This window comes from Streptomyces sp. NPDC001927 (genome assembly GCF_053594455.1).
On sequence record NZ_JBSFEN010000011.1, the window covers coordinates 18,037 to 36,751 of the forward strand.

An 18,715-nucleotide genomic window follows, 5' to 3' on the forward strand; every position below is an offset into this window, starting at 1 on the left:
TCACTTCTCCTTCTGCAGTACGGAGAGCGCGGCGATCAGTTCCGCCTGCGGCTCGGGGGTCACGTCGAGGGCGTCGAGGGGGGCGAGCCGCCGGTCGCGTTCGGTGTGCAGGGCGCGGTCGAGGTACGTCATGACCAGCGCGCCGCCCTTGTCGCGCAGGCGCAGGGCGGCCTGGGCGCCGAGGAGTTCGGCGAGGCGCTCGCCGGCGCTGCGGGTGCGGCGGCCGCCGAGGAGGGCGGCGGCGAGCAGGGCGGCGACGGTGTCGGCGTCGGGCGCGGCGGTGCGAGCGGTGCCCGGCCGCTCGGTGGTGCGCAGCTCCTCCTCGGCCAGCTCGTCGAGTTCGCGCCGCCAGCGCCGTACGGTCATGTCGATCCGCTCGGCCGCCTCCCGGTCGGGCGCGGTGTGGGCGGTGCCGAGTGCGGCCGCGGCGGGTTCGCGGCGCCAGGCGTCCCGTACGCGTTCGTCGGCGGCGGCGGCCGCGCACTGGAGCAGGGCGGCGAGCGACTCGACGAGGGCGTCGAGCAGTTCGCCTGCGGAGCTGTCGCGGGGGTAGCCGCGCCAGCGGGTGCGTGCGTCGCCGGCGAGGACGGCGCCGCGGCCGAGCTGCTGCCGGACACGCTCGCGCTGCTCCGCGTACGCCCCCTCGACGGCGCCGCCGAGCCGGACGGCGGCGGCGTACTGGGCGGCGACCGCCGCGGCGAGTTCGGGCATGCGGGAGTCGAGGGAGTCGATGACGCCGGTGGCGGTCCGGCCGACGGCCTGCTGGCGGGCGGCGGGGTCCTGGGCACGGTGGGCGAGCCAGGCGCGGAGCGGGGCGACGGCGTTGTCGGGCAGCAGCCCGCTGCCGCCGCCCGCGGACTCGGGCAGCTCGGGGATGGTGAACCGGGGCACTTCTCCGAGCCCGGCCTTGTCGAGCAGGGCCTCGTACTGCCGGGAGACCTCGCCGATGATCTGGTGCGGTACGCGGTCGAGGACGGTGACGAGCATGGCGTCGTACTCCTTGGCGGTACGGAGCAGGTGCCAGGGGACGGCGTCGGCGTACCGGGAGGCGGTCGTGACCATGACCCAGATGTCGGCGGCGCACATCAACTCGGCGGCGAGCAGCCGGTTCTCGACGACGAGGGAGTCGATGTCGGGGGCGTCGAGCAGGGCGAGCCCGGGGACGAGGGCGGAGGAGGTCTCGACTCGGAGCGCGTTCTCCTCGGGGGGCTCGTCGCCGGCCTCCTCCTTCTGGGGCAGCCAGACGCGGGTGAGCTGGGGCAGGACGCGCATGCCGGCGAACCAGTGGTGGTCGTCGGGGTGGCAGACGAGCACGGGCGTACGCGTCGTGGGCCGGAGCACTCCGGCCTCGCTGACGCGGCGCCCCACAAGGGAGTTGACGAGCGTGGACTTCCCGGCCCCGGTGGACCCGCCGACGACGGCGAGGAGGGGGGCGTGGGGGTCCTTCAGCCGGGGCACCAGATAGTCGTCGAGCTGGGCGAGCAGCTCGGCCCGGCTCTGGCGGGCGCGTGGGGCGCCTGGGAGGGGGAGTGGGAGACGCACGGCGGCGACACAGTCGCGCAGGGCGGAGAGTGCGTCGATCAGCTGAGGCCGTTCGTCCAAGGTCACCACATGCGAAGAATGCCCAATTTTGGAGCCTTTTTGAAGCGTATAAGGGCCCTGCGCGCCGACGGAACGCAGGATGACGGGAGCCTCAGGCATAACGAGTGCACAACACCCGGGCCGAGTGGCGTGAAAAACACTGCGGGAATCGCACCTGCCTGCGATTATCGTTCCGCTTCACCGAACCTCCACATCGTGGCACGCAGGTGAAGCAACCGGGCCAAGGGGATCGGAGCCCTATCCTTGACCCGACCGGCCAAGCCCCACCCACCAGGGGCTCCCGGCCACCGACCCACCACCCGGCCCCCGTAGCTCAGTGGATAGAGCAGGTGCCTTCTAAGCACTTGGCCGCAGGTTCGAGTCCTGCCGGGGGCGCTCCGCACAGACCCTCCTTCGGGAGGGTCTTTTTTGCTGGTCATGGCCGGTTCTGGGTGGACGGCGCGGCGGCCGGACGCACCCCATGGCAAGGGTGGGGCGCGTCCGGCGATGTCCGGCTGGGACCGGGTTCCTGCGGGTGGCTGCGGAGAATACGCGGTGAAATTCTCAGGCCCCGGGCGCGGCGGGGTCCGGCAGCTCCCCCGCCCCCTCGATCCGCTGCTTCAGATCGTCGAGCTGCCCGTCGATGCACCGGGCGTACGTGGCCAGGAGCACGGGGACGCTGTTGCCCGCCCACTCCGCCACGGTCGCGGCCGGGACGCCGGCGTTGAGCCAGTTCGTCAGGCAGGTGTGGCGGAGGTCGTACACCCGACGCCCGAGGGGCGACCCGAACTCGTACGGCGTGAGCACCTCCTTCCGCGCCCGCCGCCACGCTCGCCGGATCACGGACCCGGCGAGGTCGCCGCCCTTCTCCCCCTGCATCAGGAGATCGCCGGGCTTCAGCCCCTCCTTCTCGATGTGGGCCCGGAGGATCCGCGTCAGGGCGGGGCGACACGGCACGGTCCGGGTGTCGTCAGCAGCCCGCCCCTTCAGCCCGCGCTGCTCGCGCACCTCCCCGGTGTCCGTCCACTGCTTGCCGACCTCGGGGTGGGCGGTATGGAGGAGCAGCTCGCCCCACTGGTCCGCGGCGCCCGCGTCGGGCAGGCGAACGTCGCCGACGTCGATCGCGACAACCTCCTCGGGCCGGGCCCCGGCGTAGTACATCGCAACGAAGAAGGTGTGCAGCCGCCGGCCGCCCCGCGGCCGCGCGTAGACCCAGCCGAGAAGCCCGGCGGCCTGGTCGCTGTTGAGCAGCGACCGCTTGTCCACGGCGGAGGAGGTCTTCGTCGCGGTGGTGCCGGCGCCCTTGCCCTTTGGGAGCGGGTTCTCCTTGAGCACCTTCTTCTGGATGGCGTACTCGAAGAGAACGTTCAGAACACGCTTGGTCCGCCGCGCCGAACTGGCGGCCACAGCCGTGCCGTCCAGCTTCGTCGCGGCCGCGCGCAGGGCCGTCTCCACGATGGCCTCGTCCTCCCAGGCCGCCATGGAGAGCGAGTTGCGCTGGACCCAGCGCAGGATCACGGCGATCTCGGGCGGCGCCTGATCCCGGCGATTGGTGTTGAAGGCGTACTCGCGGAGAGCCCGGCGCACGTCGACGCCCTTGAACGCCGTGGGCTGGGAGCGGAGCAGGGCGATCGTGACGGGGGTGAGCGCCTTCGCCACGTTCCTCCGGTTGTTCGCGGACGTCCGCTCCCAGAGCTGGTCGACGAACTGGGTCGCGAAGTCGTACCACTTCACGCCGGCCGCGCGGGACATGTGCGAGACCGGCAACCCGGTGGAGAGGTTGAACGCCTCCCCCTTGCGGGCCGCGGACACAAGACCCGAGCGGAAGGAGTCCGCGAGCGGGCCCGTGGCGAAGGGCTTCCGCCACTCCTTGCCCTCGAGCTCCCAGCGGACCGTGTGCGTGGTCTTCCTCTTCCCCTCGTACACGGAGGTCTTCCAGAACTTCACGTCGTACGTCGTGTCCATCAAGCAGCGTCCTCGTGCTCGTTCAGCCAGATCTCAAGGTCGACCCGGCGGACGCGGATGCCGCCGTTCGGCAGCTTGATGCAGCGAGGGGCCCGCTGCTTCTGGCGCCAGTCGTAGAAGGTGGAGCGGGTGATACCGAGTTCCTCGCAGAGCTCGGGGACGGTGAGCATCGCGCGGGTCTTGGGCGTGCTGGCCATCGAGGTGGTCCCCTCCTCGGGGGCGAAAAAGTTGGAGTGACATTGCTCTGTGTCGCGACTCATCGCGACTCAGATCGGCGAGCGTGAGGAGCGCAGCAAACTCACCGGCTCCTCTTGGCGTGCCGGCGAGCGGTCTGCCTCCCACATGGCGGGAATCGTTGCCGCACCAGAGGATGTCGCCGAGGCCCTGGGGATCACCGCTGGTGATCCGGTGATTCGGCGCTCCCGCGTCTACCGCGACGAGCACACGAACGCCGTTATCTCGCACTCGACCTCGTGGATCCCAGCCTCCTTCGCCGAGGAACTGCCCGAGCTGGTCATGGGCAAGCGGCTGACCGGTGGCACCTCGATCGACGCGATCACGAATCACACCGCCCGCCCGGTCGCTCAGCGGTTCAGCTCCATGTGGGCCCGGACCACCACGCCCGCCGACTCGGCGATTCTCGAGATTCCCGAGGACACCCGCGCCACGGTCATCGTGATGACCGTGCGGGTCGTCGACACCAGCGGCATGACGATCGAGTAGGGCGTCGACGTGGGCGGGCCCGGCTACCGGGCCAAGGAAGAGTCCGTCTAGTGAGCACCCCGCACCTCGACGACAGCCTTGTCCGTATAGCCGAGGAACGCCTGGACGCACTTCTGGCAGCCGAGCGCCTAGGCACTCTGTCTCCCGCCGACCGGATCGAGATCCCCCGCCTCATGCGGACGCTCGCCGGACGGCCCGGCCCGGCCCGTCTGGTCTTGATGGCCGGCCTCCCCGGCTCGGGAAAGACAACGCTCGCTCGTGAGCTGGAAGCCCACCATTTCCTCCGCCTTTGCCCTGACGAACGGGTCTGGCGCGCGCACGGGCACTACGGCCGGGACTTCCCCCGAGGCGAGTACAAGGTCAGGGAACGCCCCATCCTCGAAGAGCTCGCCACCGAGCTGCGCACCGCCCTCGCATCCGGCCGGGACGTGGTCATGGACCACGGCTTCTGGACGGCCGACGAGCGCCAGCAGTGGCGCCGCATCGGCGAACAGGCCTGCGCAGACGTAACGCTGGTCTACCTGCCCGCCACCCACGAAGAGCTGTGGGGGCCCATCGACGAACGCAACCGCCAGACCTACGACGACGCGAACTCCATGTACTTCAGCAAGGACGACCTGCGGCCACGCCGGCCGCTTCGAGCCACCCAGCATGAACGAGCCACACCTGATATACGACGGACGCCCGGTGGCAGTGCTTAGGGCGCTCGGCTACGGCGGCTCCTGGGAATCGGTGCGTTGAACCCCGGCGCCACTCTGGCAGGCAGGGCGCTAGTAGCGCTTACGTTCGGGTGATCTCGCCGGGTGCCGCATGAACGGCTCCTCTACGGGCCAACCCACACTGCTACCCCTGGTATAGCTTCCGCTCGGGGGGCGCCGGGTCCCCATCCCCCGATCAGTGTCACTCCCGGCTCGGGCTGGCCCATAGCGGGTGTCGGCCGGCAATGAAAGCCGAAGTGCAGAGGGGCTGGCATCCCCAACCGATCCATTCGCAGGAGGGGGTTGTTTCTCAGGAACGGGTACCGCTCTTGGATCGCATCGACGTTGGTTCCCGCGTACAGGGCCACGGACATCCGGACGCGCCCGGGAACAGCAGGTACTACTACGTCGATGTTGGGTCCAGCGGTAACCAGGCCAACGTCGGGAGTGGGTAGGCCGTCGAGGGTCGTCCAGCTGATCGTGGCAACGTGCCCACCTGCCGGATCGTCGAGCCGGGCGCCAGAGACTGGTGGCAGACGGGAGGCGGGGTCCCGATGAGGGCCGACGTAGACGTGGCTCTGTCCTGAGTGGTGCAGAGAGAGTTGAGCATTGCCCAGCTGCGCGTTCGGCCACGTTCGCTGCGCGACCAGGGCGGCTGGCGAGTTTGGCGCAAGCTCGGCTGCTGAGTGACCTTTGACGCTCCATCCCGGGGCGGCGTACGGCTTGATGTAGAGGCTGGCATCCGCAGAGCCAGGGTGAATCGCCCAGCCCAGGTTCGCGATTCGTGCGTGCCGACCTTGGTGCGGCGACACGATCCTGATGCTCTTGATGGCGGGGGCCGGTTCTCCATTGCTCATGTTGCCGAACCCTAGAGCGCATCCTCGGGGCAAGCGGACCTGACGGGCAGCGTTAGGGGCCCCGACTGGGCCCTTCGTGTGCACGAGGTCAGTCCTTGAGGTGATCGTCGACCTCAAGCTCGTCACGAAGGCGCACGATGAGCGCCTGCTCTGTCTTCTCTTGAGCCGCCTTGCACCTGAGGTATCCGGGGTCCGTGATACCCGACGGGAGATCGCCTTCTCGCGTGTAGAGCCCGCCCTCGGTGCACTCGTAGTGGAGGTCTGCGATGGCTTCGGTGGCAGCCTCCCAGAGCGTCCGGACCTTGGGGGAACCGAAGAGGGAGATTCGGGCCGCCAGGTCCCGGCGGAGCTGGTGCTGCTCGGGAGTCTGGGGGCCGTAGTAGCCCGGGACATATGGGTCGGTCACGAAGGAGATCGTGCCGCTGAGGTGGACGAGCAGGTCGAGGTAGAGGGCAGCACGACGGTCCCACATGTCTTTCGCCTGGGTCGTCTTGCGCTGATGGCGGGCGGTGAGCCATGCAGTGAGGGCTCCGCCTCCGAGGGCGATGACACCACCGATGACGACGCCGATCAATTGATCCACCAAGGTGTCCTCCCTATCCACTTGTCGGGGGATGACCGTAGCAACAGCAATACCAGGCCGGCCTGTTCTGAACGGGCCATCCCAGAGAGGGCGGAGAAACCTCGTGCGCCCGTAGGCCGGGCCTGCCACAGTGAGCCGATGGCAACACTGTTCCCCGACCCGGAGGCAACGGACCGGGTACTCGTAAACCTGGCGGATGAGGCACAGAAGCACGCTCGGGAGCAGCTTCGCGCCGCGAAGGCGATCCTCGGCGCCGGAATCTGGCCGATCGCCTTCGCCAACGCTGCGCTCGCCCTAGAGGAGATGGGCAAGTCCATCCTCTGCCTGTCCGTGCTCACCTGGCCTGACGCTAAGCGCCAGGAGGCGGCGGAGGGGTTCAAGGCCGCGGTCAACGACCACGAGTTCAAGGCATTCTGCGTGTATTTCGTGTTGGGCATCGTCGGCGAAGAGCCGCCCGAGGGCCTGGAGCAGCTGTTCAAGAAGGCGCGCACTAACGCCCGCCAAACCAACCGGCGGAAGTTCCGCGCCCTGTACGCGGACTCCAACGCGACCGGCCACGTCCTGTCGCCGCAGGACGTCACCGAGGAGCAGGCCGGGGAGATGGTCCGGATCGTCGAGAAGGTCGTGGGGCTCTCACAGGATGCCGCTGATGCTCTGGCCGACCCGGACGCCTACCTGGCGTTCCTTCGCCAGATGCGCGTCATGGATCCCTCGGGCTCCATGTGGGACGCCACCGAGGACGACGTGGCGGGCGTCATCAGCGCGATGCGGGCGATCGTTCTGGGCGAGGTGGACGTGGGGGAAGCACTGCGCGGCACGCCCTTGGAGACGCTCGTCGAACAGCTGCGCGGGCCCCAGGTGGCCATTCGTGACGAAGCCAACCCGGCAGCCTTGGCACCCGCGCCCGGAGCAGCCGAGCCCTGCCCGCCCCCGAATTAACCGGTGTGATCGAGATCACGCTCAAGTCGTACTGCTAAACGCTCCAGTTCTGCCGCGAAGGGATACCGGGAGAGGCTCGCTCTCCCCGACCCCTGCGAGGGCAACGTGGCGAAGAAGCGAAACCCGAAGCACGCCAAGGGCAACAGCGCCTGGCTCGACGCGGCCAAGCGTGCTGCCCGAGTAACCGTCCCCGTCTTCAGTTCGGCCGCCGGCTCGACGACGTCCAGCCCGGTCCAAGAGGCGGTCAAGGCCGTCCTGGAATGGTTCATCCAGTAGCAGCGCCGCGCGCACACGAGGGACCCCGGCATGACCGCGGTCCCTCGTCGCGTTCCTGGTGCATCAGCGTCCGACCGCGCCAGGCCGAGCGCCTGCTGCGGGATTCGTTGGTAATTGTGATCTCGACCCCGTGCTACCGACATCGCATGAGTTCGTAGATTGTCGTAGCGTCGAAGTAGGAAACGAAAGCGCACGGTGGCCACAAGGCCCTAAGGCGCCTCTCCGCTCCCGGGGTTAGAGCCGTGCTTGTGAGATGAGTCCTTGCCCTGCGAGGCGGCCATTGCCGGGAGAGACGATCATGACCGACCCCAAGAGATACCCGCCCGGCACACCCTGCTGGGTCGATGTGCTGGCTCATGACCCTAAGGCGGCGTTCCTCTTCTACAAGAGGATCTTCGACTGGCAAGGCGGCGGGAAGGACCAGCCAGACCCACCTGCGTTCGGAGAAATCAGTGGCTACGCGATCTGTTCACTGGATGGCAAAGCGGTCGCTGGGATCGGCACGGTCTCAGTCGAGAGTGAGGAGAAGCCTGCGCTGCCCACGGGCTGGACCACCCACCTAGCCTCCGCAGACATCGACACCACCTCGAAGGCAATTGTTCAAGCCGGCGGTACGTTGTTGCGTTCCCCTTACCAGATCGGCTCGCTCGGTCGTCTACTCGTAGCTCGGGATCCGACTGAGGCTGTCTTTGGTGTCTGGCAGCCGGACGAGTTTACCGGCGCCCAGATAAGGGATGAGCCTGGCGCGATGGTGTGGAACGAGCTGCGCACCAGCGACCCGCGCGCTGCCGCCATGTTCTACCAGACTGTGTTTGGCCTTGAGCCTAGTCTCAGGCCGGGCCCCTCGAAGTACTACGAACTAACCCTAGATAGAAGGCCGATTGGTGGGATTCGGGAGCTCGACGCATCATTCCCGGTAGCGCACTGGCTGGTCTGCTTCGCAGTCGTCGATGTCGACGAAACCGCGCGCACGGCGAATGAATACCAGGCCCCCGCAATATTGGTGCCGTCGGACCATCCCATGGGCCAGCTGTGCATCCTAAAAGATCCACAGGGTGCTGTGTTCGCCCTCCTCCAGCTGAAGCCGAACAAGGAGAACACGGAATCGGTTCTGGCGGACGCCTTCTCCCGCTCGCTCGGCGAGCGCTGGAAGAGCCTACGCAACCTGGAAGCCCACCAGGCCAACCTGGATGCAGACACAGTCCGAACCATCGGCCAGGACGCCGCAGCCCGGGCCCTAAGCAATCTGTCCTGGCGCATCGCCCTCGGGGACTGCACCACCGCGCGATCCCTGGCCACCACACTCAGCCTGCCTGTCCAAAGCGTGATCGACAAGGTCCAGCACGGTCAGCTCGTCGGCCTGCAAGGCCGGCACGAAACCTTCCTGCCTCTGTGGCAGTTCGCTCATGGCGTTGCAGACAAGGAACCGTCCTACGCCGTCAGCCAGGTGTTGAGGGTGTTCGTTGAGGGGCTGGGCGACGCGTTCTCCCCCGAGCTCGTCGTGCTCTGGGCCGCGACCGAGCAACCCGAACTCGGCAACCGCGAGCCACGGACCGCCGTCTTCGAGGTGCCCCCAGGAGAGCTGGAGTGGTCCGCGAAGTGCGCGATAGAGGGGCTGACCCAATGACCAACCACACCAGGCCCCTGATCAGATTCGACCTCGACCCAGAAGCCAGATTGTTCCGCGTCTACCCCCGGGTCTACAAGGGTGTGCCGGGCAAACCGGCCTGGTACTGCGACGGTGCCAAGGTCTGCCGCTACGACCTCCCGAAGAGCGGCGGAACCTGCTACACCGCATCCTCGCCCGAAGGTGCACTTATCGAGGTTTTCCGCCCCTACTTGGGTGTCGGCATACCGCTAGCCCGGGTCGAGGAGATGTTTCTCGCCCTCATGTACGTAATCGATCTCCACCACCTGGCGGATCTGACCATCAACGCGAATTACGACGTCATGGGCATCAGCTATGAACTGGTCCACGAGGTAGACGAGAACTACCCACTCAGCCGGGACTTCGCCCGAACCGCCCGCGACGAGGGATTCGACGGAGTGCACTGGAAGAGCCTGCGCGACATGACCGCCACCCGCACCAACTTCGCGCTGTTCGCCGAGATCAGCGGCAACCACGAGGACAAACTGGTGACAGTCGAGCATCGTGGCCCAATCCCGAGGGAAGTAGTGGACGCCGTGGCTGCCGAGTTCCGAATCCCTGTTCTCGACCCACCAGCCGACTCATACCCGGTGACGGGCAATACCTGACCGTGGGCGGAGCCCACAGGGCGTCTACCACCGCCGCGCGAGCGCGATGAAGAGACCACCACCGGCCAACGGGGTGTTGGTGGTCTCTTCACCGCACGCCGCCTGAGTCACGATCTGCGACGCCTTGAGTAGCGACAGGGTCTCGCGGTCCCTCCTTCTGACCTGCACTGAGACGCGTTGAGTTACTTGAGTCGCGACAAATGAGAAAGTGGACGGAACATGCTCAGCGGACTGCCGGAACAGCGGCCTCCGGTGAATACGCGAGAAGAGATCAACGACGGCGCCCCCGCGAGCGACGAAGCAGCAGGTCAACGCCGCGTGGCGGCCAGTGCGGCCAAGTCTCTTCTAAGCACTTGGCCGCAGGTTCGAGTCCTGCCGGGGGCGCTCCGCACAGATCCTCCTTCGGGAGGGTCTTTTTTGCTGGTCATGGCCGGTTCTGGGTAGACGACGCCGGGGCCGGACGCACCCCATGGCGAGGGTGGGGCGCGTCCGGCGGTGTCCGGCTGGGACCGGGTGGCTGCGGTGAATGGGGCGTGGTGTGTATTCAGAACCCCGCCGCCGCGAGGTCCGGCAACTCCCCTACCTCCTCGATCCGCTGCTTCAGGTCGTCGATCCGTCCTTCGACGCACCCGCGCGTGCGTGACCAGGAGCACGGGCACGCTGCTGCTGCGCGCACTCGGCCAAAGTTGCGGGTCGGGACGCGCTGGCGTGAGCCAGTCGGTCAGGCAGGTGCGCTGGAGGTTGTACACCCGGTGCCCGACCGGAAGCCGGCCCCCTTCTCGATGTGGGCCCGGAGGATCCATGTCAGCTCCCCCGTGCCCCTCCACTGCGGCGCCGACACAGGGGATCACAGCGAAGGGGATGTTCAGCCGCCAGGCACCCCTCGACCGTGCGCAGACCCGGCCGAGGCGCTTGGCAGCCCGCTCCTCGTTGAGCGGCGGCCACAGAGCCACACGCCACCCCACGCGTTCGTGTGGTACCCGACAATGATCGGACCTCTGGCGAATTTTTTGAACCACTTGAAAGCGAGCCCGAGGCCCCGCACGAAAACCACCTTGACGTCGGGCGCCAAAGCACAGAAGGCGAGTTCGCGGTTGGCGCCCATGCAAGACCGGTGGCCCGCCTGTTGACGTATAATCTACTGGAAGTCGGGGTCCAACTGGTACGACGGCAGAAACTCGGCAAGTTGCTCGCGCGCGAAGGCAACCCAGGCTTCCTCATCGAGTGCGTAGATGATGTCGAAGGCGAATGCTGCACTGTTTAGCGATCTGCCAGAAGCGATCTCTTCCAGGAACAGCCAGACACCCGGACGGATCATGGCCTGACACTGCTCGACCAGGTCGTCGGTGTCACCCCCGGACAGGTCAACGAGGCTCTCCAGGATTACCTCACGCGCCACTCCGGTGACGTAGAACGGCAGGGCCGCCATGAGAATCTCGGTGACGGCCGGCGCCGACCGGTATCGAAACGAACTATTGGTGGCATGCCCATCCTTCCAGCCCGCCCCGACGAGGCGCCCAGGGTCACGGTCCAGCGTCTCCAAGAACTCGTCGATCACATGCCGCGCGCTTCCCTTGCCGCACTTGCACGGAATCGACGCGATGCCGCTGCCCTCGATCGCCGCACGGAGCAGCGCCTGTTGATCTCGCATGGGCCCATTATCCCCTGTCCGTGAAGATGCGAGCGACTGGTCTCCCATTTAGGGAGAGAAGGGTCGGCCGTCTCCGCCATTTTGCCACCATATTCCGCCTACCTCTCCTATGACGTTATTCCCATAGAAGTGAGCATCGGGGTAGTCCACCTGGCATTCGTCACACACAGGCTTCGGCCATACATAGTAGCCAGTCTGTGCCTTACCGCGCACATGGTATGCAGTTGTAAGCACCACCCGGGAGGCATCACCACCAAGGGCCCACACGACGTTCCCTTCGGCGCAATAGCCACAACCAGGGTAAACCCCGCCAGAACTGGCAAGCGCGATGTCTCCGGTATCAATGTTATATCCCGCGACATACGCACGGTCTTGGGTCTTTCGGGTTCGGTTACTCAATGCGAAGGATGGCAGTTCGGAAACCGCCTTCTGAAGTTGGCCGGCATCCGTCCACCCAGGCTGGGCCGGAATGGTTTTCAGCGCCCTCGGAATCTTCGCGGATGCCTTCTCGCCTCGAATGGATGGCTCGATACGTGGCATCCCGGATCGGACATTCCTGATCGAACCCGAGGTACCTGCCTTCACCGCACCGGTGGATGCCTTGGCCGCACCCCCCGCCGCCTTGCTCGTCGCCTTCGCGACGACCGTGGGCGCCTTGGCTGCCATGCCCGCGCCCGGCAGGAAGGGCATCAGGAACTTCACTGCCGTGTAGACAGCCCGGTAGACCCAGCTGTTGGACGGCTGGCCCGCCAGATTCTTGAGCCATTGGGTCCCGTTGATGGGACCGACCTTGTTCTCCCGCTCCGCCTTGATGCGGTTGGCTTCCTCGTGGTCGCCGGTGAGCCGGTTCCAGCCCTCGCCCATCTCCGAGGTCCAGTCGACGGCACCGTGCCACGCGCCCTTGGCGGTGTCCTTGGTCCAGCGCTTCCAGTCCCAGAGCCCCGTCGGGTCACTTCTGGTGACGGGGTTGGCATGCGAGTAGGTGTACCCGTTGATCTGAAGCGGGTCGGTGACGTCGATGATCGGGTCGGCCGAGATGAAGCGTCCGGCCGATGCGTCGTACTCTCGGGCTCCGATGTGTGTAAGACCAGACGGGTCGTCGATGCCCACGCCGAGGTAGGAGCGCCTGTTGGGCCAGGCGGGCTTGGTGCCGCGCGTCTCGCCGTAGGGCTTGAAGAACCGGCGGGTCACCGTCTGGTTGGTCGCCTGTGTCACGGCCGTCGTGGAGGTACCCAGGTGATCGGCGACCAGGACCGTCAGCACATGGCCCGTGGTCGCGCCGTCCGTGGCGGAACGGACCACGGTGGGCGCACCCTCTTGGACGTAGGTGCGGTTCGCCCGGGTGATCTTGCCGGCGGCGGTCGTCAGCTCCGTCTCCCCGAGGTAGAGCACGCTTCCCGACGGGGTGTTCTCCAGGATGCGATTGCCGTCGGCGTCGTAGACGTACTTCGTCGTGACGCCCTTCTCGGTGACCGAGGCGAGCTTGTCTTCCTTGGTCCAATCCAGGACCTGGCTCGTCGTCGGCAGGTTCCGGTGCGTCGTGTTGCCCGCGGCGTCAGACGTGTAGGTGCTGCCGCCGCCCGCGACGGTGGATCCGACACTCGTCAGGGTGTGCGGCTGGGCCCTGTACGACGGAGTGGTCTGGTTACCCGTGACCAGAGTTCCGTAGCCGTAGGTCAGGGTGACGTCCTTGGAGGCGTCCGCGGGGTTGTGCTCCACCAAGGAGAGCCGGTTGCCGATCACGTCGAACGTGAATGACTGCCAGTAGGAAGTGGGGTCCTTGGCCACGGTCCCTGCGGCGGGACCGGCATCGACGAGGGAGTCCCTCAGCTCCGTGTCCGGGGATTCGGAATCTGCGACAGAGTCCGCCGCTTCGGCCACAGGGCCACTGGAAGCCTTGCCGCCCGTCGTCGGGCCCCAGGATTTTCCGCTCTGAGACTTGCAGCCCGTGCCGGAGGTGGTCGGAGCGGTACTGGAAGTCCAAGCGTGGACAAGCTGTCCCAGCGCGTCATAGGTGAAGCACTGATTGTCCCAGCGCGACGTGGCCCCATCCGTGAGCTTGCGCGGGTTGGACGTGATGTTGCCCGCTAGGTCATAGGAGTAGTGGCTGTCGGAAATGCGATGGGAATTGGACGTCTCCCGATCGACGACCGAACGCTGTACCTGGCCGGTGTACTCATCGACGAAGTGCGTCGTCCACACCCGGTGAGGCTGCGGGCCGCTGACTGTACGGAGCGGTACCCCGTACGCGGAGTAGGTCGCATCCGTGGTGTACCAGTTGATTCCCGAGGTCGACTCGGGCAGACCGTCGCCGTTGTAGCGGGTGACGACCTTCTCCTGAGCGAGCCCGCCCTTCGCGGGGAGTGTCACGGAGAGGGGCCGTCCGGTCGGGGTGTAGGCGTAGGAGTAGGAGTACGTCCCTGCGATGCCGGTGGTCATCGCATTCGAAGGGATGACCCTTTCGCTTCCAGTGGCCTGGTAGGCGGTGTCGTAGCCCGTAATCCGGTTGATGTAGTCGCCACTGGCATCGTGACGGATCGAAGCCACCTTGAGACCCAGGGCACCGGGAAGAGTGTCGTACGTGAACTCCTTGGTCGGAGTCGCCGTTTCGGAACCCTCGCGGACCGCGGTGACGCGACTGAGCTCGTCGTACGTGGTGTACGCCGAACCGTGGCTGTCGGTCACGCTCGTTCGGCGGTCGGCGGCGTCGTAGCCGTACTCGGCGGACCCGGTGTCAGGGTCGACGACCTTGGTGAGCCGGCTGCGTGCGTCACCGTAGGTGTACGTCCAAGCGTTGCCGGCGGGGTCGGTGACCTTCGAGAGGTTGCCCCTGGCGTCGTAGGCGTACGTGGTGTCACGCCACGCACTGCCGGAGTCGTTCGTGGCGTGCTGGACAGAGGTGACCCGACCTCGTGCGTCGGTCCAGGTCTTGACCGACGGAGCGGCACCGCCCGCTGGAAGCGCGTGCGTGCTGGTGAACCCGTACGAGGTGTTCGAGGAGTACGCGAATGCGCCTCCGTGGTAAGTCGAGACCCGTACCGGGCGCTCGAGGCCGTCGTACTCCGTTCTGGTCAGGTTCGGCACCAGGGTGTCGGACACCCTCTTGAACTGGGCTGCTGTAGGTTCGCCCTTCGCCAGGTAGGCACTAGTCTGCTCCCGCACAAGACCGTGATCGTCGTACGACGTGTCGCTGATGATGCGACCAGGGCCGTGAGCCTCCCCCTGGCTCTGCACGGGACGCATCAGGCCGTCGTAGATGGTGACCTGCTTGGCGTAGCTGCCGTCGTCCTTGATTCGCTGGACTGTGACCGCCGCGGGCCGCGTCGCCGTAGTGGTGGCCAGCGCGCCCTGATAGGTGATCTGGACGTCGGGGGTCTGATTGCCGGACGAGCGCGTGGGAGACCACTGCTTGACGAGGCGGCCAAACGCATCGTGCTCGCTCCGGACGATCCGCCCGTTCGCGTCGGTGACCGTGAGCTCAAGCGCGCGACCCGGGTCGAAGGTCGTGACGGTCGCGTGCTTCTTAGGGTTGATCACCTTGACCGAGGTCGTGGGCCCCCCGGTGTCACCCGGGGTGTACTGCGTCTCGGTGGTGCCCACCAGAGGGCTCGTAACGGTCCGCACCCGGCCCAGAGGGTCGTAAGAAGTGTGGGTGACCACACTGTGCGCGGTGCCTTCACCGTTGATGCCGGCGACGCTGGTGACCCGCCCCTTCGTCGGCGCGTCACCCCATTCCAGATTGTCGTAGGTGTAGCGCTCCGACTCCATGAGTTCCTTGGCCGGATCGGCCGAGGCGAAGTCCGCGCACGCCGTTCCCGTCTTGCGGACCGACTTGGGCATGCCGAACACGTGGGTGGCGGTGTTGTGGACATACTCCGTCCGGGAACAGGTGTAGTCGCTCAGCTTCTCCCCACCGGTGCCGTCAGGCTTCACGACCGCGCTCTGCACCTCAACCGGGTAGCCGTATGCGTCGACTTCCGTCTCGGTGCGGACCGCCTGCCAGCCGTCCTCTACCGTCTGGATGGCGTCGGTCCGCCGGATGCCGCCCTGGTGGGCCAGCAGCGGGTCGAGGCCGCCGGCGCGGTCGCGCGAGGCGGTCTGCTTAGACCAGGGGAAATTCAGGGTTCGCCTGACAATTTTGCCGCCCGAGGCGTCGTACGTGATGCTCTCGGAAGGTATGCCCGCGTACTGTGGCGCGTCGTCGGCGGCAAGTGTGACGGCCCCCTCCGAGTCCTTCACCGTTCCGCCCTTGCCGCGGAAGTAGCGCGTCACCGAAAGGGACTGGGGCTGCCTGGCACCCGGCGGAGACTTGTGTCCCTTGACGGTGGTGACCTGCTGGTATCCACGCCAGATGCTGTAGGTGCGCAGGTCGGGCTTGATGAACTCGTCGTCGCTCAAGGCCCAGGCGGCTTCCTTGTACTCGTACCGGGTGGTAATGCGATCCGATACACCGGTGATCCGGTCGGTCTCGGTCACCGAGTGGACGACGTACTTGTTGAACCAAGCGAGCGCGGGCTTCTCCACCTCACCATCCGGGGACCAGCGGACCGGATAGCACGTACCAGTGTTGTCCTTCGGGGAAACAGTCGGCTGGACCTTGCATCCCCCGGAGTACGTAACCTCGATCTCGCCGCCATGCTCGGTCGAGACAGTGCCGATGCGCGGGCGCGTGATACCTGGGCGCGGATCGCCCCCGTACCGGGGTACGAGGTTGGGCAGTTGCTGGTCCTTGAGGTGCCCGCCCAACGGGTGGGTGGTGTCGACCACGTACGGGGCGAAACTGACGCCGGCAGCCGACATCAGGGTGCCGGCGTCGTCGCCGGGGCGGTGGCCGTAGCGTGTGATCGAGTTCAGCCATAGCCCCGGGGACGTGTCGTACCAGTCTCGGGGAAAGGAGTGGTGGAGGCGGTAGGTGTCGACCTTGGCCAGGCCGGTGACACCGGGGCGGTGCGCGTAAGTGACGACCTCGGCGAGACGCTTCCGGTTCCAGAACGACGGGAAGGCAGGGCAGAGCTTGGAGTCGGCCTTGCAGTTGAGGTTGCCGGGGCTGTCCCACCAAGGCCGGTAGGCCGCCGGGTCCTTGGTGTTGTCGAACCTTCCCGGCGCACAGGCGGTGTCGTCCTGGAGGCAGCGCTCCTTCAATACGAAGTCCACACGCGCGGCGGGCGTTGCCCCGAGGGCTCCGACGCGCAGTCCGTATTCGACAGACTTCGGCATGCCACCGCGGTCGTAGGCCTCCGGCGTCTTGAACTTCTTGTTGACCGCGTAGTAGTTCTGCGCCTTCTCCCAGTTGACGATCATCACGTTGCCGTGGACGTCGACGATCTTGTCCAGCCCCCAGTGCCAGGCCTGCTGCTTCTTTTCGTCGCCATTGCAGCGCGAGGCGGCAAACGTCGCAGCGTGACAGGGCTCGTCAGGGTGATTGCCGAACACCGGAACGGTGAGGACGGAGTTGGTGTCTGCGTGGCCTTCGCCGATCCGGTTCAAGCCGTAGTGGTACACCGTTCCATCGGGCGTGGTGACGACCCAGTACTCGCCGTCGTTGTCGTTGTTCGTGCCTCCGGTCTTCAGCTCGACACGTGTGCCGTCGTCCTGCTGAGGCTTGTAGAGGTTGCTCTCACCGACCCGGACAAGCTCCATCGACTTGCCGTTGAGCGTAATCACGGCGTTGTGGGAGACCCAGCACAGGTCAGAGGTCTTGTCCTTCTTGGCCGTGTTGTTGGGCTTTCCGGCGGAGGTGGTGTCACGGTCGTCCCGGCAGCTGCGGTAGCGGCGCTCAATGTGCCCGGGGTCGTACTCCCAACCCTCGCCGACCCACGACGCCTGCGGTGATGTGGTGACCGTCTTGCCGTCCACAGACTGGGAGTTGTACTCGAAGGCGATGTCGGGCGCGGGGCCGGCAGGCGCCGGAGGCACCGTCAGCGGGTAGGACCAGGAGAAGGCGCCCGACGATCCGCCAGCCGCCCAGCTGCCGTTCGAGGCGAGTGGCGTTGCCTTGAACGAACCGCCTGCTCCCGTGCCGGAGTCGACGGCACCGACGACCGCTCGGTCTCCACCCGAGGCGGCGGGCGTCACGAACGATGCCTGCATCACGCTGGGTCCCTCGGCCCCACGAGGGGCTACCACCGGCGTGACGGTGCCGTCGGCCGCCGTGTCCACCGTCGCGGTGAGAGTCTTGGCCGCAGGGTCGTTGACGGTCTCCAGCTCTTCATACGTCTGGCATTCCTCGAGCTCCGGTGCGTCGAGGTAGCACTCTGGGAACTGAACGAACGTCAGACGGGAGGCCCAGTCCGCCCCATACAGGTTCTCGTAGGCCTTGTAGTCGAGCTGCACTGACACCGGTACGGACCCGGCGGTCGGCGCCGTCACCGTGACCAGCGCGCCGTCGATGCCTTCGGCCTCAGGGGCGGTTCGCGGCGAAAGCCCCACTTCCCAGGTTCCTGACGGAGCGGCCGCCCCAGGCGCTTGGCCGAGCTTCACAGGAAGAGTCCCCACGGGGACGAGATCGCCCGACGCCTCGGCGGACACCGCCGCTGTTCGGGGGGCGGCAATCGCAGAGTGAAGGGTCTGCTGCATCGGCGAAGCGTCGAACGTAACGGGGGCTGAGCCACCGGCGGGGGGCGAAGCCGTTCCCTCGGGTGCCTCCTCCAGGTCCTGGGGAGCCTCGACCTCGATGCTGCCCAGCCCCGCGTTCCGCGTCTGCCCTGCGACTGGAGGGGTTTCCGGCAACTTCTCCAGGACTATTCCGTCGCGCGCAACGTCGACCTCGACAGGGCCCGGCGGCAGGGCCATGGCTTCGAACGGCAGAAGGGTGACCAGAAGGGTGGCGCCGAGCGCCGACGCCAGACTGGAGCGAACACGCCGATGGCGTACCGACTTTGGAGCAGGCACGAGTGAAGTCCCCCCGGACGAAGTAGCGTCCTGCGCGGACCGTAGCCGGGCCACATCAGACAGGGTGATTCTGTGGGGGGCTCGTGAAGGAGATCCAGGAAAAAGGTGATCAAGTGATGATCGTCACGTTGCGCTATCGGGACACTCCAGGACGTCACCCGTGAAGGGGTGGAATGGCCAGTTGGCAGATGAATGCCGATTGATTGGCACAGCAGCGACATCGACGGCAGACTGCAAGTAAACCCATCAAAATCACCTACGCCATATACTGATATGCACCTAAGTGATCGTTATG

At 66.6% G+C, this 18,715-nt stretch carries 12 protein-coding genes and 1 tRNA gene; 7 read left to right on the forward strand and 6 right to left on the reverse strand.

From position 1 onward, the window contains the following. Complete coding sequence (locus tag ACWCO8_RS27940; protein WP_451034589.1) at window positions 1-1,602, reverse strand: dynamin family protein; 1,602 nt, start codon at window positions 1,600-1,602, stop codon at window positions 1-3. Window positions 1,603-1,904: 302 nt separating this feature from the next. On the opposite strand from ACWCO8_RS27940, the gene ACWCO8_RS27945 reads away from it, so the two are divergent. Next, window positions 1,905-1,977 (forward strand) — tRNA-Arg (locus tag ACWCO8_RS27945). Window positions 1,978-2,145: 168 nt separating this feature from the next. On the opposite strand, the gene ACWCO8_RS27950 is transcribed toward ACWCO8_RS27945, so the two are convergent. Further along, complete coding sequence (locus ACWCO8_RS27950; protein ID WP_451034590.1) at window positions 2,146-3,546, reverse strand: tyrosine-type recombinase/integrase; 1,401 nt, start codon at window positions 3,544-3,546, stop codon at window positions 2,146-2,148. Next, window positions 3,546-3,743 carry a helix-turn-helix transcriptional regulator gene (locus ACWCO8_RS27955; protein ID WP_451034591.1) on the reverse strand — a complete coding sequence of 66 codons (198 nt, stop codon included), beginning with the start codon at window positions 3,741-3,743 and terminating at the stop codon, window positions 3,546-3,548. The genes ACWCO8_RS27950 and ACWCO8_RS27955 overlap by 1 nt, the downstream gene beginning before the upstream one ends. Before the next feature lie 49 nt (window positions 3,744-3,792). On the opposite strand from ACWCO8_RS27955, the gene ACWCO8_RS27960 reads away from it, so the two are divergent. Then, a complete protein-coding gene (locus ACWCO8_RS27960; protein WP_451034592.1) occupies window positions 3,793-4,269 on the forward strand; it encodes a UTRA domain-containing protein in 477 nt (158 codons plus the stop codon). A 50-nt stretch (window positions 4,270-4,319) separates the two neighbouring features. Next, window positions 4,320-4,970 carry an AAA family ATPase gene (locus ACWCO8_RS27965; RefSeq protein WP_451034593.1) on the forward strand — a complete coding sequence of 217 codons (651 nt, stop codon included), beginning with the start codon at window positions 4,320-4,322 and terminating at the stop codon, window positions 4,968-4,970. A 942-nt stretch (window positions 4,971-5,912) separates the two neighbouring features. Here ACWCO8_RS27965 and ACWCO8_RS27970 read toward each other — a convergent pair. Then, complete coding sequence (locus ACWCO8_RS27970; RefSeq protein WP_451034594.1) at window positions 5,913-6,428, reverse strand: hypothetical protein; 516 nt, start codon at window positions 6,426-6,428, stop codon at window positions 5,913-5,915. A 117-nt stretch (window positions 6,429-6,545) separates the two neighbouring features. Between ACWCO8_RS27970 and ACWCO8_RS27975 the strand changes: the two genes are divergently transcribed. From ACWCO8_RS27975 to ACWCO8_RS27990, 4 genes are all read left to right on the forward strand, one after another. Beyond that, on the forward strand, window positions 6,546-7,346 hold the full coding sequence (locus ACWCO8_RS27975) for an AbiV family abortive infection protein (protein WP_451034595.1): 801 nt from the start codon (window positions 6,546-6,548) through the stop codon (window positions 7,344-7,346). A gap of 105 nt (window positions 7,347-7,451) precedes the next feature. After that, window positions 7,452-7,622 (forward strand): hypothetical protein, encoded by a 171-nt coding sequence (locus ACWCO8_RS27980; RefSeq protein WP_451034596.1) that lies wholly within the window; start codon window positions 7,452-7,454, stop codon window positions 7,620-7,622. 298 nt (window positions 7,623-7,920) lie between these two features. After that, window positions 7,921-9,249 (forward strand): VOC family protein, encoded by a 1,329-nt coding sequence (locus tag ACWCO8_RS27985; RefSeq protein ID WP_451034597.1) that lies wholly within the window; start codon window positions 7,921-7,923, stop codon window positions 9,247-9,249. After that, complete coding sequence (locus ACWCO8_RS27990; protein ID WP_451034598.1) at window positions 9,246-9,878, forward strand: RES family NAD+ phosphorylase; 633 nt, start codon at window positions 9,246-9,248, stop codon at window positions 9,876-9,878. Before ACWCO8_RS27985 ends, ACWCO8_RS27990 begins: the two co-directional genes overlap by 4 nt. A 1,138-nt stretch (window positions 9,879-11,016) precedes the next feature. Here ACWCO8_RS27990 and ACWCO8_RS27995 read toward each other — a convergent pair. Continuing rightward, window positions 11,017-11,529 carry a hypothetical protein gene (locus ACWCO8_RS27995; protein WP_451034599.1) on the reverse strand — a complete coding sequence of 171 codons (513 nt, stop codon included), beginning with the start codon at window positions 11,527-11,529 and terminating at the stop codon, window positions 11,017-11,019. A gap of 48 nt (window positions 11,530-11,577) precedes the next feature. Then, window positions 11,578-18,321: an RHS repeat-associated core domain-containing protein gene (locus ACWCO8_RS28000; RefSeq protein ID WP_451034808.1), complete on the reverse strand. Its 6,744-nt coding sequence runs from the start codon at window positions 18,319-18,321 to the stop codon at window positions 11,578-11,580. Between the last annotated feature and the right edge of the window lie 394 nt (window positions 18,322-18,715).

Excerpts from the sequence above, each read along its gene's own strand:
- ACWCO8_RS27950 (WP_451034590.1), bottom strand. The coding sequence starts at position 3,546 with ATGGACACGACGTACGACGTGAAGTTCTGGAAGACCTCCGTGTACGAG.
- ACWCO8_RS27955 (WP_451034591.1), bottom strand. The coding sequence starts at position 3,743 with ATGGCCAGCACGCCCAAGACCCGCGCGATGCTCACCGTCCCCGAGCTC.
- ACWCO8_RS27975 (WP_451034595.1), top strand. The coding sequence starts at position 6,546 with ATGGCAACACTGTTCCCCGACCCGGAGGCAACGGACCGGGTACTCGTA.
- ACWCO8_RS27985 (WP_451034597.1), top strand. The coding sequence starts at position 7,921 with ATGACCGACCCCAAGAGATACCCGCCCGGCACACCCTGCTGGGTCGAT.
- ACWCO8_RS27990 (WP_451034598.1), top strand. The coding sequence starts at position 9,246 with ATGACCAACCACACCAGGCCCCTGATCAGATTCGACCTCGACCCAGAA.
- ACWCO8_RS27995 (WP_451034599.1), bottom strand. The coding sequence starts at position 11,529 with ATGCGAGATCAACAGGCGCTGCTCCGTGCGGCGATCGAGGGCAGCGGC.
- ACWCO8_RS28000 (WP_451034808.1), bottom strand. The coding sequence starts at position 18,321 with ATGGCCCTGCCGCCGGGCCCTGTCGAGGTCGACGTTGCGCGCGACGGA.